At 62.5% G+C, this 14,013-nt stretch carries 13 protein-coding genes; 9 read left to right on the top strand and 4 right to left on the bottom strand.

What is annotated here, in order from left to right; all coding sequences use genetic code 11:
* Positions 1 to 31: 31 nt before the first annotated feature.
* Complete coding sequence (gene cobF / locus AC5XE7_RS14080) at positions 32 to 814, bottom strand: precorrin-6A synthase (deacetylating) (protein WP_495366563.1); 783 nt, start codon at positions 812 to 814, stop codon at positions 32 to 34.
* A 158-nt stretch (positions 815 to 972) separates the two neighbouring features.
* On the opposite strand from cobF, the gene AC5XE7_RS14075 reads away from it, so the two are divergent.
* The 5 genes from AC5XE7_RS14075 to AC5XE7_RS14055 all read left to right on the top strand — a co-directional run bounded on the left by AC5XE7_RS14075 (position 973) and on the right by AC5XE7_RS14055 (position 5,666).
* A complete protein-coding gene (locus AC5XE7_RS14075) occupies positions 973 to 1,482 on the top strand; it encodes a dihydrofolate reductase (RefSeq protein ID WP_495366564.1) in 510 nt (169 codons plus the stop codon).
* Positions 1,483 to 1,646: 164 nt separating this feature from the next.
* Positions 1,647 to 2,759, top strand: a complete 1,113-nt coding sequence (hflK, locus tag AC5XE7_RS14070) for an FtsH protease activity modulator HflK (protein ID WP_495366565.1) — start codon at positions 1,647 to 1,649, stop codon at positions 2,757 to 2,759.
* Positions 2,759 to 3,697 carry a protease modulator HflC gene (gene hflC / locus AC5XE7_RS14065; RefSeq protein ID WP_495366566.1) on the top strand — a complete coding sequence of 313 codons (939 nt, stop codon included), beginning with the start codon at positions 2,759 to 2,761 and terminating at the stop codon, positions 3,695 to 3,697. The genes hflK and hflC overlap by 1 nt, the downstream gene beginning before the upstream one ends.
* A 3-nt stretch (positions 3,698 to 3,700) precedes the next feature.
* Positions 3,701 to 3,886: a DUF2065 domain-containing protein gene (locus AC5XE7_RS14060; protein ID WP_495366567.1), complete on the top strand. Its 186-nt coding sequence runs from the start codon at positions 3,701 to 3,703 to the stop codon at positions 3,884 to 3,886.
* 232 nt (positions 3,887 to 4,118) lie between these two features.
* Positions 4,119 to 5,666: a DegQ family serine endoprotease gene (locus tag AC5XE7_RS14055; RefSeq protein ID WP_495366568.1), complete on the top strand. Its 1,548-nt coding sequence runs from the start codon at positions 4,119 to 4,121 to the stop codon at positions 5,664 to 5,666.
* Between the two features lie 144 nt (positions 5,667 to 5,810).
* Here the strand turns inward: AC5XE7_RS14055 and AC5XE7_RS14050 are convergent, their stop codons facing one another.
* Both AC5XE7_RS14050 and serB read right to left on the bottom strand, forming a co-directional pair.
* On the bottom strand, positions 5,811 to 6,380 hold the full coding sequence (locus AC5XE7_RS14050; protein WP_239799088.1) for a GNAT family N-acetyltransferase: 570 nt from the start codon (positions 6,378 to 6,380) through the stop codon (positions 5,811 to 5,813).
* Positions 6,377 to 7,264 carry a phosphoserine phosphatase SerB gene (serB, locus tag AC5XE7_RS14045; RefSeq protein WP_495366569.1) on the bottom strand — a complete coding sequence of 296 codons (888 nt, stop codon included), beginning with the start codon at positions 7,262 to 7,264 and terminating at the stop codon, positions 6,377 to 6,379. The genes AC5XE7_RS14050 and serB overlap by 4 nt, the downstream gene beginning before the upstream one ends.
* On the opposite strand from serB, the gene miaA reads away from it, so the two are divergent.
* Both miaA and AC5XE7_RS14035 read left to right on the top strand, forming a co-directional pair.
* The gene (miaA, locus tag AC5XE7_RS14040) at positions 7,254 to 8,201 is read left to right on the top strand and encodes a tRNA (adenosine(37)-N6)-dimethylallyltransferase MiaA (protein WP_495366570.1); all 948 of its coding nucleotides are present in this window, start codon (positions 7,254 to 7,256) and stop codon (positions 8,199 to 8,201) included. The genes serB and miaA overlap by 11 nt on opposite strands.
* A 190-nt stretch (positions 8,202 to 8,391) precedes the next feature.
* Complete coding sequence (locus AC5XE7_RS14035) at positions 8,392 to 9,114, top strand: GGDEF domain-containing protein (protein ID WP_495366571.1); 723 nt, start codon at positions 8,392 to 8,394, stop codon at positions 9,112 to 9,114.
* A 40-nt stretch (positions 9,115 to 9,154) separates the two neighbouring features.
* Here AC5XE7_RS14035 and AC5XE7_RS14030 read toward each other — a convergent pair whose 3' ends face one another.
* Positions 9,155 to 11,008: an ATP-binding protein gene (locus AC5XE7_RS14030; RefSeq protein ID WP_495366572.1), complete on the bottom strand. Its 1,854-nt coding sequence runs from the start codon at positions 11,006 to 11,008 to the stop codon at positions 9,155 to 9,157.
* A 345-nt stretch (positions 11,009 to 11,353) separates the two neighbouring features.
* On the opposite strand from AC5XE7_RS14030, the gene AC5XE7_RS14025 reads away from it, so the two are divergent.
* Positions 11,354 to 13,135, top strand: coding sequence for an acetolactate synthase 3 large subunit (locus AC5XE7_RS14025; protein ID WP_495366573.1), 1,782 nt, complete (start codon positions 11,354 to 11,356; stop codon positions 13,133 to 13,135).
* Between the two features lie 71 nt (positions 13,136 to 13,206).
* Entirely contained in the window at positions 13,207 to 13,779 is a 573-nt protein-coding gene (gene ilvN, locus AC5XE7_RS14020; RefSeq protein WP_495366574.1) for an acetolactate synthase small subunit, read from the top strand.
* The last annotated feature ends 234 nt before the right edge of the window (positions 13,780 to 14,013 follow it).

The raw sequence follows: 14,013 nt of genomic DNA, 5'->3' as shown, positions 1-14,013 counted from the left end.
CCCGAGGCGGTGGGGCAGGAGGCTGTCTCCGTTATGAGGCGTCTTCTTGCGCTTCACCCTGCCGGCGCAGCAGATAGGTGTCCATGATCCAGCCTTTCGCGGCGCGTGCCTCGGCGCGGACGGCGACGATCCGATCTTCGACGTCGCCGAGGCGGCCCGAAATGATGATTTCGTCGGGCGTGCCAAGATAGGCGCCCCAGAAGATGGTGAGGTTTTTGTCGGGCAGCGAGCGGAAGGCGCAGTGTCCGTCGAGCATGACGACGACCGTGCCGGCGTTTGGCGGCATGCCTTCACCGAGAAGCCGCCGCCCGGTGGTGATCAGCACAGGATCGGCAATGCGGTTCAGCGCGATCTGATGGCTGGCGCACAGCGACTGGATGGCGGTAATGCCGGGGATTACCTCGGTGTCGAAGCTCACATTCCCGCGATGGCGTACCCGCTCCAATATGCGCAGCGCGCTGTCGTAGAGCATGGGGTCGCCCCAGATCAGCAGCGCGCCGCAGCCGTCTTCCGCGATCTCGTCCCGGATCAGCGCTTTATAGATGGCCGCGATCGCGGCGTGCCAGTCGCCCACCGTGCTTTCGTAAGAGGGGGAGGGCGTGGCGCGCCGGGGCACATCGAAGCTGACGCGCCTTGTCCGGGCATTGGTGACGAATCGGTCGCAGATTTCATGCCTCAATGCGGCAAGATCGCTTTTTTCTTCCCCCTTGTCGGGGATGAACAGCACGTCGGCCTTGTTCAGCGCCGTGATGGCCTGAACGGTCATGTGTTCCGGGTTTCCGGCGCCGATGCCGATGACGAAAAGCTTGCGCATGGCTGGTTTCCTGCCCCATCGGGCCGGCGCTGTCCAGCAGCGCGAGCTGCAAGGTCGTGGCTGCTGCCGTGTCAAAATGGCCGGATGCCAAAAACCACCGTGCCGCGCGGGGTTCTATATGCGATACCGCTTCAGGAAGACCGATACAGGGACGACGGATGAAGACTGCGATCTATGTGGCGATTGCCGAAAATGGCGTGATCGGACGCGATGGCGACCTGCCATGGCGGCTTTCCACCGATCTCAAACGCTTCAAGGCCGACACGATGGGCAAGCCTGTCATCATGGGGCGCAAGACCTATGAGAGCATTGGCCGCCTGCTGCCCGGACGGCTGAACATCATCGTCACGCGCGACAGCGCGTTCGGGGTTGAGGGCGCTGAGATCGCGCATTCGCTGGATGACGCGATCGGGATCGCCGAACGGCATGTCGCCGCGACCGGCGGCATCGATGAAGTCTGCATCATCGGTGGCGCGCAGATTTATGCGCAGGCGCTGCCGATGGTCTATCGTCTGCATGTGACCCATGTAATGGCCGATGTAGACGGCGATGCCCGCTTTCCTGATATCGATCCGCAGCTCTGGCGGCCGGTGGAGCAGCAGGAGGTTCCTGCGGGAGAAAAGGACAGCCACGCAACACGCTATGTGGTCTATGAAAAGCGGGTTTGACAGCTGCTATCCGTCGCAATGACGGAAAGTTGCACAATGCTGTATGGAGAAGGGGCGTTTTACGCGCTGTGCGCGTTGAAAGCCGGCTTTGGCCTCCCTATAGAGGATCAAGGCTTGCGCGCTGCACAAACGTAGCGTGAGTGACTGCGGACGAAAGGACATTTATGCCCTGGAATGACAAGAGCGGCGGCGGCGGCCCGTGGGGTGGCGGCGGAAACAACGGTGGCGGCGGTGGCGGCCCATGGGGGCAGGGACCGAGAGGGCCCGGCGGACCGCAAGGCAATCCTCCCGATCTGGAAGACATCATCCGGCTCGGGCAGGACAAGCTGCGGCGCGCCCTGCCGGGCGGGAACGGCGGCAACAAGGCCATGTTCGGCATCCTGATCCTGATCGTGCTGGGCATGTGGTTCTTCAAGGCGATCTACACCGTTCAGCCAGATGAGGTTGCGGTGGAACTGCGCTTCGGCAAGCCGAAGCAGGAGCTTTCCGAGCCGGGCCTTCATTTCCACTGGTGGCCGGTCGAAACCGTCGAGACCGCCAAGATTTCCGAGCAGCTCGTCAATATCGGCGGCCTTGCACGCTCCAACGACACCTCCGGGCTGATGCTCTCGGGCGACCAGAACATCGTCAACGTGCAGTTCTCCGTTGCCTATCAGGTCTCCGATCCGCGTGCTTATCTGTTCGACGTTTCCGACCCCGACGGCATGCTGACGCAGGTTGCCGAAAGCGCCATGCGCGAGGCCGTCGGTCGCCGCCCGGCGCAGGACATTTTCCGCGATGACCGCCAGGGCATTGCCGAATCCGTGCGCCAGATCCTTCAGACCACTCTGGATGGTTACCGCGCGGGCCTGAACGTCAATGCGATTTCGATCGAGGATGCCGCTCCGCCGCGCGAAGTGGCTGATGCCTTCGACGAAGTGCAGCGCGCCGAGCAGGACGAGGACAGGTTCGTCGAGCAGGCAAACCAGTATTCCAACCAGAAACTTGGTCAGGCCCGTGGTCAGGCGGCGCAGGTTCGCGAAGAGGCGGCAGCCTACAAGAACCGCGTCGTGCAGGAAGCACAGGGTGAGGCGCAGCGCTTCATCTCGGTTTACGACGAATATGCCAAGGCCCCGGATGTGACGCGCAAGCGTCTCTATCTCGAAACAATGGAGAAGGTTCTGGGCGGATCGAACAAGGTGGTCGTGGAGCAGGGCGGCGGGCCGGGTGTTGTGCCGTATCTGCCGCTGCCTGAATTGCAGAAGCGCTCCGGCGCTGCGACCGGAGGCGCACAATAATGGCAAACCGTCTTCCAGCCATTGCCGTTGCCGGCATCGTCATCCTGTTCCTGATCTATTCGTCGATCTTCGTGGTCAACGCCCGCCAGCAGGCGATCGTTCTGCGCTTCGGCGAGATCGTCGACGTCAAGAGCGAGCCGGGCATCTACTTCAAGATGCCGTTCTCCTTCTTCGACGCCGACAATGTGCAGATGATCGAGAACCGCGTTCTGCGCTTCGATCTCGACAACATCCGCGTGCAGGTTTCGGGCGGCAAGTTCTATGAAGTCGATGCCTTCATCGCTTACCGCATCTCCAATCCGCGCGTGTTCCGGGCTGCCGTCTCGGGCAGCGTGGAACTGGCCGAGCAGCGGCTCCGCACCCGTCTCGACGCGACTTTGCGCCGTGTCTACGGTCTGCGTGGCTTCGAGGCCGCTCTTTCCGAAGAGCGTGCCGAGATGATGCGCGAGGTGCGCGACCAGATGCGGCCCGATGCAACCTCGCTCGGTCTCGAAATCGTCGATGTGCGTATCCGCCGTACCGACCTGACGCAGGAAGTGTCGCAGCAGACCTTCGAGCGCATGAAGGCGGAACGTCTGGCCGAGGCCGAGAGGCTGAGGGCACGCGGTAACGAAGCAGCGCAGCGCATCCGCGCCCGTGCCGACCGTGAAGTCGTCGAGATCGTTGCCGAAGCACAGCGGGAAGGCGAAATCCTTCGCGGTGAGGGCGATGCCGAGCGCAACGCGATCTTCGCCGGAGCTTATCTGCGCGATCCGCAGTTCTTCGACTTTTACCGTTCGATGAGCGCTTATGGCACGGCTCTGAACGGCGATGGCACCACCATGGTTCTGTCGCCCGAATCGGAATTCTTCCGGTTCTTCAGGGATCCGAATCAGAGCGCCCCGGCTTCTGCCGCCCCTGTGCGTCAGGCGCCTGCGCCGGCAACCAGCGGCCAGTAATCCGTGCAGGATTTTCTGGCGGCCCTGGGCCTGGTCCTCGTTATCGAGGGCCTGGTCTACGGGGGCTTTCCCCGGCTGGCGCGCCGGCTTGCGGCCGAGGTACTTTCGATCCCCGAAGGCGCCTTGCGTATGGCCGGCATGCTGGCCATCGCGGCAAGTGTCGGCATCGTGTGGCTGGTTCGAGGCTGACCGGCAGCGGCAAGGGGCAATACCCCTTTCCGGTTCGATCAGAATTGATCTGCTCCTGTCAGAGCGCCGTGCGTCGGGTCGTATGCACGGCGCTCTGCCGTTTTGTATGCGGGCACGGATAATCGCAAACCCGCATACACTTTTCCGTTCGATGCTCTGGTTTCGGTCGCAAACGCGCCGTATTTCATGCCATCATGTCGCATCAACCTCAAAGACGTTCCGGAGCCCGTCCATGATCGATCATACCGTTGTGCGCGCGGCGCGGACTACCTTGCTGGCAGCCACCGTCCTGTCGTTCGCAATCCCCGCTGCCGTGACGCCATCGCTCGCGCAAAAGGCACCGGCATCCCCGACGCCAAACTCTCCGGCGCAAACGTCGCCCACGACAGGCGCTGGGCCGGAATCGGTGGCCGATCTCGCCGAGGGGCTGCTCGGTGCAGTGGTCAACATTTCCACGTCGCAGACCGTCAAGGGAACGGACGGGCCGGGCGCGGTGCCGATGCCGCAGCTTCCCGAGGGCTCGCCGTTTCAGGACTTCTTCGACGAATTCTTCAAGGACCGCGGCGGCTCGCGCGGCGGCGGCTCCCAGAAGGTCCAGTCGCTGGGCTCGGGCTTCGTCATCGACGCGAAGGAAGGCTTCGTCGTCACCAACAATCACGTCATTGCCGATGCCGACGACATCGAGGTCAATTTCTCCGATGGCCTGACGCTGAAGGCGACGCTCGTCGGCACCGACACGAAGACCGACATCGCGCTGCTCAAGGTCGATCCGGCCGATCACAAGCTGACTGAAGTGCAGTTCGGCGATTCCGACAAGATGCGCATCGGCGACTGGGTGATGGCGATCGGCAACCCGTTCGGCCTTGGCGGAACGGTTACGGTCGGCATTATCTCGGCGCGCAACCGCGACATCAACTCCGGTCCCTATGACGACTTCATCCAGACCGATGCCGCAATCAACCGGGGCAACTCCGGTGGCCCGCTGTTCAACATGCATGGCGAGGTCATCGGCATCAACACGGCGATCATCTCGCCGACAGGCGGCTCCATCGGCATTGGCTTTTCCATCCCCACCCAGCTTGCGCGCGGTGTCGTGGATCAGTTGCGCGAGTTCGGAGAAACCCGCCGTGGCTGGCTCGGCGTCCGTATCCAGCCGGTGACCGAGGATATCGCCGAAAGCCTCGGGATGAAGGAAGCCAAGGGCGCGCTGATCGCCGGCATCATGAAGGGCGGTCCGGTCGATGACGGTAGCATCCAGCCGGGCGACGTCGTCACGAAATTCGACGGCAAGGAGATCGACGAAGTGCGTGACCTGCCGCGCATCGTGGCGGAAAGCCCGGTGGGCAAGGCCGTCGATGTCGTTCTGGTGCGCAAGGGCAAGGAAATGACCGTCAAGGTCACGCTCGGCCGTCTGGAAGACAGCGAGAAGGTTGCCGAAGGCGAGGATGACGAGGCTGGCCAGCAGGGCGAGGCGGTGGCTACGGCTTCCGTGCTGGGCATGACCATCGGCGAGCTGGACGAAGCTGCACGAAGCAAATTCGGCATTGCCGAGGGCGTCAACGGCGTCGTCGTGACGGAAGTGGCGCCTGATTCCGCCGCAGCCGAGCGCGGCGTTCAGGCGGGCGAGGTCATCACCGAGATCGCACAGGAATCGGTGGCGAACCCCACCGATGTGGTGGACCGTATCGCAGCGCTGAAGGAGCAGGGGCGCAAGAACGCGCTACTGATGATGGCATCGAAAAGCGGTGAACTGCGCTTCGTGACGATCCGCATGGACTGAGTGCGGTTTTCGGATCTCACGGCAGTTCGTTTCGCTCACGCCTGCGACAGGGCGGCCCGACCGGCCGGTGAGCCGTCGCGGACCCTGTGGGTTCGGGTGACTGCCGGAGTGCGCAGGTCATTGCAACATAAAGAAAAAAGGCGGTCAGGAGACCGCCTTTTTCTTTGCCCATTCTTCCGCGGTAATGCGGTAGAAGCTGTGGCGCTTCAGGTGCGGGTGGCTGTCCGGCACGCCGGGGTGGTCGAAATCATGGGCGGGTTCGGCCGTCATGCCGATGCGTTCCATCACGGCTGTCGAGCGCTGGTTCGCTGTTACGGCGAAGGACACGATCTCCTTCAAACCCAGAACCTCGAAGCCGTAGTCGAGCCAGGCACGGGCGGCTTCCGACACATAGCCATGGCCCCAGAATTCGGGAGCCAGCCGCCAGCCGATCTCGACGCTGCCTGCGGGCATGAACGGCGTGTCTTCGGTGTAGCTGAGGCCAACGAAGCCGATGCACTCGCCGGTGGCCGCGATTTCGGTCGCTGCCCAGCCGAAATCCTGCCGGGCAAAGGTTTCGCGAAACTCGTCCATCTTGGCATCGGAGGTCGCCCGGTCGCGGCGGAACGGGAAAAACTCCATGACGGTTTCGTCGGAATTGATGCGGTGGAAGAGTTCGCGGTCGCGTTCTTCCCAGTTGCGCAGGATCAGTCGTTCGGTCCGCAATGTTATCACTGGCTGAACTCCTCGCGCCTGTAGCCTTGCAGATAGAGCAGTGCGGTCAGGTCGCCATGGTCGATCCGCACCTTCGCCTGCGCGGCAACGGAAGGCTTGGCGTGCAGGGCAACGCCAGTGCCGGAAAGCCTGATCATGTCGAGATCGTTGGCGCCATCGCCGACAGCGATCGCATCGGCGGGCGTGAGGTTCAGCCGCGCGGAGATTTCATTGAGCGCATCGGCTTTTGCCGCACGGCCCAGAATGGGCTCGACTACTTCGCCGCTCAGCCTGCCATTCTGCTCGACCAGACGGTTGGCGCGGTCCTCGTGGAAGCCCAGCATGGCGGCGATGCGCGAGGTGAAGACGTCAAAACCACCGGAAACCAGCGCGGTCCATGCGCCATTGGCGCGCATGGTGGCGACGAGCGCCTGCCCGCCGGAAGCAAGAGTGAGGCGGTTGCGGACGATGTGGTCGACGATGGTGATGTCGAGGTCGCGCAACAGCGCCACGCGCTCGCGCAGGGCGGGCTCGAAGGCGATCTCGTTGTTCATGGCGCGCGCGGTGATGGCCGCGACATGCTCTTTCAGGCCCACCTCGTCGGCCAGCTCATCGATGCACTCCTGATCGATCATGGTGGAATCCATGTCCGCGATGAGGATCTTCTTGCGGCGGCTGGCGGGGTCCTGAACGGCGACATCCACAGGTGCATCCGCGACCGCATCGCGCAACAATTGCGTCGCGGCGTCCTCATCCAGATCGCCGGCAAGCACGACGTCGCAGGCCTCGCACTCCGCAAGCCAGTGAACCTCACTTGCGTGGACTGCCGCCGACGCCTTATCTGCCAGCGTGGCCGACAGTGAACGGCTGGATGGATTGGAAATGAGAGTTGCGATGAGCGGCATCGGAGTGTCCGGTGAAATGGGAGAGGAAGGGCGCATCAGGAACGCAATCCTGATAGCCGGGCCGACCGCCAGCGGCAAGTCGAAGCTGGCCCTCGATCTTGCCGAAAAGCTGGGCGGCGCGATCGTCAACACCGATTCCATGCAGGTGTATGGTGTGCTCGACCTTTTGACGGCGCGGCCGGGCGCGGACGATCTCAGCCGCGCGCCGCATCATCTGTACGGCCACGTCTCCCCGGCCACCTCATATTCGACCGGCGCATGGCTGCGCGATGTCGTGCAACTGGTGGAGGACGGGGTGCTGGGGGGAAGGCGGCCGATCTTCGTCGGCGGCACCGGGCTCTATTTCCGCGCGCTGAGCGAAGGCCTTTCCCAGATGCCCGATATAGCGCCGGACATTCGCGAGCGCTGGCGCGCGGCGTTGCTGGAGGAGGGGGCTCCGGCACTGCACGGCAGGCTTGCGCGGAAGGACCCGGACGCGGCGGCGCGCCTCAATCCCGCCGACGGCCAGCGCATCGTGCGCGCGCTTGAAGTGCTGGAGTCCTCCGGCCTCTCCATCCTCGCCTGGCAGGGGCGGCGAGGGACCGCTCTGATCGAGCGGGCGAGCGTGAAATGCTTCGTCATCCAACCCGACCGGGACCAACTTGCGGTACGCATAGGCGCACGCTTCGATGCGATGCTGGAACGGGGTGCCATTGATGAAGTGCGCGCCTTGTCGGCGCTTGACCTCGACCCCGCCTTGCCCGCCATGAAAGCGATCGGCGTCAGGGAATTGGAGGCGGCCCTGGCCGGTGAAATCGGCTTTGGCGAGGCGGTTGAGCGGGCAAAGGCCGCCACGCGCCAGTATGCCAAGAGACAGTCGACATGGTTCCGCACCCAGTCCGGTCCGGAGTGGAAAAGGCTCACCCTTCGGCAAAGTATTGATGAGGATGTGATTTAACGACAACCTTACAATTTTCGACGGTGCCGAACGGAGATATTCGCGCTCTGGTTGCTGAAATCAGATTTTGTTAAGCTTGTTCGTGAGATAAGGATTCCGGGTGGAATTCAAGCGGGCAGCGATGCGTTTTCACAAGGCAGAGTCAGCATTCTTTGTCTTCATCACAGTCATTCTGGGTGCCGGAATGCTGATGATGTTCGCACACGGGGTCGTGGATTCTCTTGTACATGAGATAAAGGCGCCTGACGGCTTTGCCGACATTTCATACCTGAAGAACCTTCTGTTCTTTACCAGCGTTCTTATGGCGACGGCGTTGTTCTTCGGTGTTTTCTTCATTTATCCGCTCATCCGAAAGCAGGTGAGGGAGGAGAAGAAATTGCGCCAGATGACGGCGTCGCTCAGTGCCCGTTCCGAGACGCTGGAGATCGAGGCGCTGACCGATGGCCTCACGGGGGTGCAGAACCGTCGCTACTTCGACGATGCGCTGAGGGAATACATCGAGGAGTTCCGCCGCATCGACAAGCCGCTGGGGCTGATGATCCTCGACCTCGACCACTTCAAGCAGGTAAACGACAGCTACGGGCACGATATCGGTGATCGCGTTTTGCGCGCCGTTGGCAAATGCCTGCGTGACATGACCCGCTATCACGACATTGTTGCACGTCTGGGTGGTGAGGAATTCGGCATCGTCACGCCCAACATGAACCTTGTCGGGCTGGAAAAGCTGGCGGAGCGCATCCGCGATGCGGTATCGGCACTTTCGATCCCCACGGGGCGCGGTGGCTTGCGGGTGACAACCAGCGTTGGGCTTGCCGTATGGGAAGGCAAGGAGACAGCCGAGGAATTCTACCGGCGCGCCGACCGCCAGCTCTATGAAGCCAAGCGGCAGGGCCGCAACCGGGTGTGCGCCTGAAACGGAAATGGGGCCGGGAAGGGCCCGGCTTCCACTCGTTTCAGGCTCCGTGAGGCTTCATGCCGAAGGTCGAGGGTTTCAGTCCATAGCGCTGTTCCGCTTCCTCCGTCACTGATCTGCGCAACAGGGACGATGCTCTGCGATAGTCAGGATCGCCCGGCTGGCTCGTCCTGTCGACCGGCTCCGCCATCACCATTGAAGGCTCAGGCTGTGGCGCCTGCTGCGGTGCCATGCCGTTTCGCAGGCGATTGACGATCGACGCCAGATCGACCTCGCGTCCATTGAGACAGGCGGTGGGATCGTCGCCTTTTTGCTGGCCCGGAAGCAGGCTTCTGTCCAGCTTCTCGAACTTCAGCCGCATGGTGGTCGCCACACCCTCGCCGAAAGCGATGGCCTCGCGCTGCCCCATGGAGGACAGGAACGAAAGCGTGGAGGCCGATGAATCGGCAATGGCGGAGCGGATGATCGCCTTGTCCTGCTCGTTGGACAGGCGCATGGCGAACACGGTCGAGCATTGCGACAGGATGGTCGGGTCGAGTTCGCCCGGTCTTTGCGTGACGATGCCGAGGAAGCAGCCATATTTGCGGCCTTCCTTGGCGATGCGGGCAAGCGCTTCGCGCGTCGGCGCAAAGCCCTGACGCGCGTCGGCCGGCATGTAGCGGTGGGCTTCCTCGCACATGACCAGAAGCTTCAGCCGTCCCTCGCTCCACTGGGCCAGCTCGAAGGCGAGGCGCGCCAGCACCGAACATACGGCATTGACCACTTCCGAAGGCAGACCGGCCATTTCGAAGCAGGTTACCGGGCGTCCGCCATGCGGCACGCGAAAGATGTTGCCGATGGTCTGATGGATCGTGTCCTCGATCAGGTGTGAATTGAACATGAAGCGATAGCGCGGATCGGCGAAAGCCTGCTCGACACGGGCCTTCAGCGATTTCAGCACCGGCCGTTCGGCCTTGCCATCGAGCAGCCCGATCCGCTCATCGATCAGTTTGAGAAGATCGGCGATGCGGTAGGGAACCGGCGTGTCGGCGGTCAGCGTGTCGGAACCGCGGCGCGTGAAGGCCGACGATCCGCCATTGCGATACATCTGGCGCGCGACGGGAACGAGATCCCGCAGCAGGTCGACTTCTTCCGGGATGGCCTGCCTGCCCCGAAACAGCACTTCGGCGAATTCTTCCAGCCGGAACATCCAGAAGGGCAGGTCGAGGCTCGAACTGTCGATCCGCACGCTGTGCTCCGGCAGGGAGGCGGCGAATTCGTTGTGGGGATCGAGGATCAGGATGCGCAGATCCGGGCAGGCGGCGATTGCCTTGCGCATCAGCAGAGACACGGCCGTCGATTTGCCGACACCCGTGCTGCCCACGACAGCAAAGTGACGCGAAAGCGTATCCTCAATGGCGATATTGGCGCTGATGCCGTCATCCTGCGACAGATGGCCGATGGTGACGCCGCGTCTGCCGGCAAGATCGTAAACGGCTTCCAGATCGCGGGCGCGGATGCGATGGGCATGGGCGCCGACATGCGGATAACGGGTGATGCCGCGGTCGAATACGGGCCTGGCGCCGGGCTGTGCGCCGTCCTGCACCTCGCCGACCAGTTCCACTTCGACTTCGATGGCGTTGAGCTCGCCGCGCCGCCAGTCGTGTCCGGGCTTGCCGACGCCATAAACGAGGCCGACCGTGCGGGTTGAACCCAGATTGATCGATATCATGCGCCCGACGGTCCAGCGCTCGGCGGGATCGTCCGTATCGTCATCGCCGGCGTAGGAACTGAGGACAGCGCGCGCGCCATCGCAGCGCACCACATGCCCCAATATACGCAGATCGGATTGCTGCGTATCGCGCCGCTCCTGCGAGGTGGCTTCACCCGGCCGATTGCCGCGCTCAACAAACATGACAGAGACCCCCGTACTCCATTTCCCGCACTTCTGTCATGGCCGGGTTAAGGTGGCGTGAGGGGGCATGGTTGCGACAGTCTTAATAAAGCTGATCCGGCAAATGCATTTTCTGCGCAGATTGGGCGTTGACACGCTATGAAAATCGCCTCTATTGTCCCGGCCCATGGAAAAGGCACTCATTCTCGTAGTAGGAAGGCGCGTGGGCAAGGTGGTGTAACCACCGGGCGAAATCCTCCCATGCGCAACACACAGGCTCCCTCGGGGGCCTTTTTTATTATCCAGAACGGCACTAAACGACGATACAGCGGCCCGCGACAGCGGAAACAGGACGGGACCATACCGATGAGCAACGGACAGAACGAGCGGCGCGAAATGACTGGCGCCGAAATGGTGGTTCAGGCGCTGAAGGACAACGGCGTCAGGCACCTCTTCGGTTATCCGGGTGGTGCCGTCCTTCCGATTTACGACGAGCTTTTCCAGCAGGACGATGTCGAGCACATTCTGGTTCGCCATGAGCAGGGTGCGGGCCACGCGGCCGAGGGATATGCGCGCTCGACCGGAAAGCCCGGCGTCATGCTCGTTACCTCCGGCCCCGGAGCCACCAATGCGGTGACGCCGTTGCAGGATGCGCTGATGGATTCTATTCCGCTGGTGTGCATCACTGGTCAGGTTCCCACCAGCCTGATCGGCTCGGACGCCTTTCAGGAGTGCGATACGGTCGGCATCACGCGGCCCTGCACCAAGCACAACTGGCTGGTGAAGGACGTCAACCAGCTGGCGGCCATTCTGCATGAAGCCTTCCACGTTGCCGCGACCGGCCGGCCCGGTCCGGTTGTCGTCGACATTCCGAAGGACATCCAGTTCGCCAAAGGCACCTATGTGTCCCCGCAAACCGCGCCGCTGACCAGCTACAAGCCGCGCAAACAGGGCGATCTCAACCAGATCAAGGCAGCCGTCGAGCTGATGGCCGGCGCGAAGAAGCCCGTGCTCTACACCGGCGGCGGTGTCGTGAATTCCGGTCCCGAGGCCAGTCACCTGCTGCGGGAACTGGTCGACCTCACCGGCTTCCCGATCACCTCGACGCTGATGGGCCTCGGCTCCTACCCGGCCTCGGGCAAGAGCTGGCTCGGCATGCTGGGCATGCACGGCACCTATGAAGCCAACATGGCCATGCATGACTGCGACGTCATGGTGTGCATCGGCGCCCGCTTCGACGACCGCATCACTGGCCGGCTGGACGCCTTCGCACCGCATTGCAAGAAGATCCACATCGACATAGATCCGTCTTCCATCAACAAGAACGTTCATGTCGACATCGGCATCATCGGAGACGTCGCCACGGTTCTGGAGGACATGGTGCGCCTGTGGCGCGCGTCTGCCAAAACCGACAAGAAGGCGCTGCATCCGTGGTGGGAGCAGATCGCCAGATGGCGTGCGCGCGATTCGCTGGCCTACAAGACCAATCCCGACGTGATCATGCCGCAATATGCGATCTCTCGGCTCTATGAACTGACGAAGGACCGCGACACCTACATCACCACCGAAGTCGGCCAGCACCAGATGTGGGCGGCGCAGCATTTCCATTTCGACAAGCCAAATCACTGGCTGACGAGCGGTGGCCTCGGCACCATGGGCTATGGCCTGCCGGCGGCGCTGGGCGTTCAGGTCGCCCATCCCGACGCGCTTGTCATCGATATCGCCGGCGACGCCTCGATCCAGATGTGCATTCAGGAAATGTCGGCTGCCATCCAGCATGATGCGCCGATCAAGATTTTCATCCTGAACAACCAGTATATGGGCATGGTGCGCCAGTGGCAGCAGCTTCTGCACGGCAATCGCCTCTCGCACTCCTACACCGAGGCGATGCCCGATTTCGTCAAGCTGGCCGAAGCCTATGGCGCCCATGGCATTCGCTGCGACAAGCCGGACGAGCTGGACGATGCGATCCGCGAGATGATTTCGGTGAAGAAGCCGGTGATCTTCGATTGCCGCGTCGCCACCCTCGCCAACTGCTTCCCGATGATCCCCTCGGGTAAGGCGCATAACGAAATGCTGCTGCCGGACGAAGCGACGGATGAGGCGGTGGCGAATGCGATCGACGCCAGGGGCAGGGAGCTGGTCTGACCAGCTCCGCGTGGGTGAAAACTGCGCGAAAACAGTGAATTGTTGCAGATTTTGAATATCGGGATTCAACCATGAACGCACAGCTTCAGCCCACCGGTTCGGCCTATTTCATCTCGCGGGAGACCGAAAAGCCGGAAACGCACACGCTCTCGATACTCGTGGCCAACGAGCCGGGCGTGCTGGCGCGCGTCATCGGCCTGTTCTCGGGGCGCGGCTACAACATCGAGAGCCTGACGGTTTCGGAAACCGAGCATGAAACGCACCTTTCGCGCATCACCATCGTGACGCGCGGAACGCCGCATGTGCTCCAGCAGATCAAGCACCAGCTTGAGCGCATCGTGCCGGTGCACAGGGTGGTGGACCTGACCGTGCGGGCGCATGAGCTGGGGCAGGAGCGGCCGCTGGAGCGGGAACTGGCGCTGGTGAAGGTTTCCGGCACCGGCACCGACAGGGTCGAGGCGCTGCGGCTTGCCGATGCGTTCCGCGCCCATGTCGTCGATGCCAACACCGAGCACTTCATCTTCCAGATTACCGGCAAGAGCACCAAGATTGACCAGTTCATCGCCATCATGCGTCCGCTGGGTCTGGTGGAAATCTGCCGTACCGGCGTCGCCGCCATGAACCGCGGCCAACAGGGCATGTAGTTTTTCTTCGCCGCGGGAGAACACCTGCCGCTCGGTGGGGGCGGCTCTCGCGTTCATGGAAAACGCTCATTCATTCCGCTCATGCATCGGCTGATCCCGAAGGATATGCCTTCCTCTCCGATGGGCGGGCTGGCCGAGCTTTCCTGTCCACCCATGGATGCTGCTGGCACAAGGAATCGGATGCCATTGGCGCGTCCGGAACAGACCGCTTTTCACTATAGGTCAGCATTGCTG

The sequence above is a fragment of the Aquamicrobium sp. YD-1-mutant5 genome (assembly GCF_059509755.1).
Note: the sequence above shows the minus strand (reverse complement) of the source record. Positions and strands in the feature narration are given on the sequence as shown.

Bases quoted from the DNA above. Each gene is read 5' to 3' on its own strand.
- hflK (WP_495366565.1), top strand. From the start codon at position 1,647: ATGCCCTGGAATGACAAGAGCGGCGGCGGCGGCCCGTGGGGTGGCGGC.
- hflC (WP_495366566.1), top strand. From the start codon at position 2,759: ATGGCAAACCGTCTTCCAGCCATTGCCGTTGCCGGCATCGTCATCCTG.
- AC5XE7_RS14030 (WP_495366572.1), bottom strand. From the start codon at position 11,008: ATGTTTGTTGAGCGCGGCAATCGGCCGGGTGAAGCCACCTCGCAGGAG.
- AC5XE7_RS14075 (WP_495366564.1), top strand. From the start codon at position 973: ATGAAGACTGCGATCTATGTGGCGATTGCCGAAAATGGCGTGATCGGA.
- serB (WP_495366569.1), bottom strand. From the start codon at position 7,264: ATGCCGCTCATCGCAACTCTCATTTCCAATCCATCCAGCCGTTCACTG.
- miaA (WP_495366570.1), top strand. From the start codon at position 7,254: ATGAGCGGCATCGGAGTGTCCGGTGAAATGGGAGAGGAAGGGCGCATC.
- AC5XE7_RS14035 (WP_495366571.1), top strand. From the start codon at position 8,392: ATGATGTTCGCACACGGGGTCGTGGATTCTCTTGTACATGAGATAAAG.
- AC5XE7_RS14025 (WP_495366573.1), top strand. From the start codon at position 11,354: ATGAGCAACGGACAGAACGAGCGGCGCGAAATGACTGGCGCCGAAATG.
- cobF (WP_495366563.1), bottom strand. From the start codon at position 814: ATGCGCAAGCTTTTCGTCATCGGCATCGGCGCCGGAAACCCGGAACAC.
- ilvN (WP_495366574.1), top strand. From the start codon at position 13,207: ATGAACGCACAGCTTCAGCCCACCGGTTCGGCCTATTTCATCTCGCGG.
- AC5XE7_RS14055 (WP_495366568.1), top strand. From the start codon at position 4,119: ATGATCGATCATACCGTTGTGCGCGCGGCGCGGACTACCTTGCTGGCA.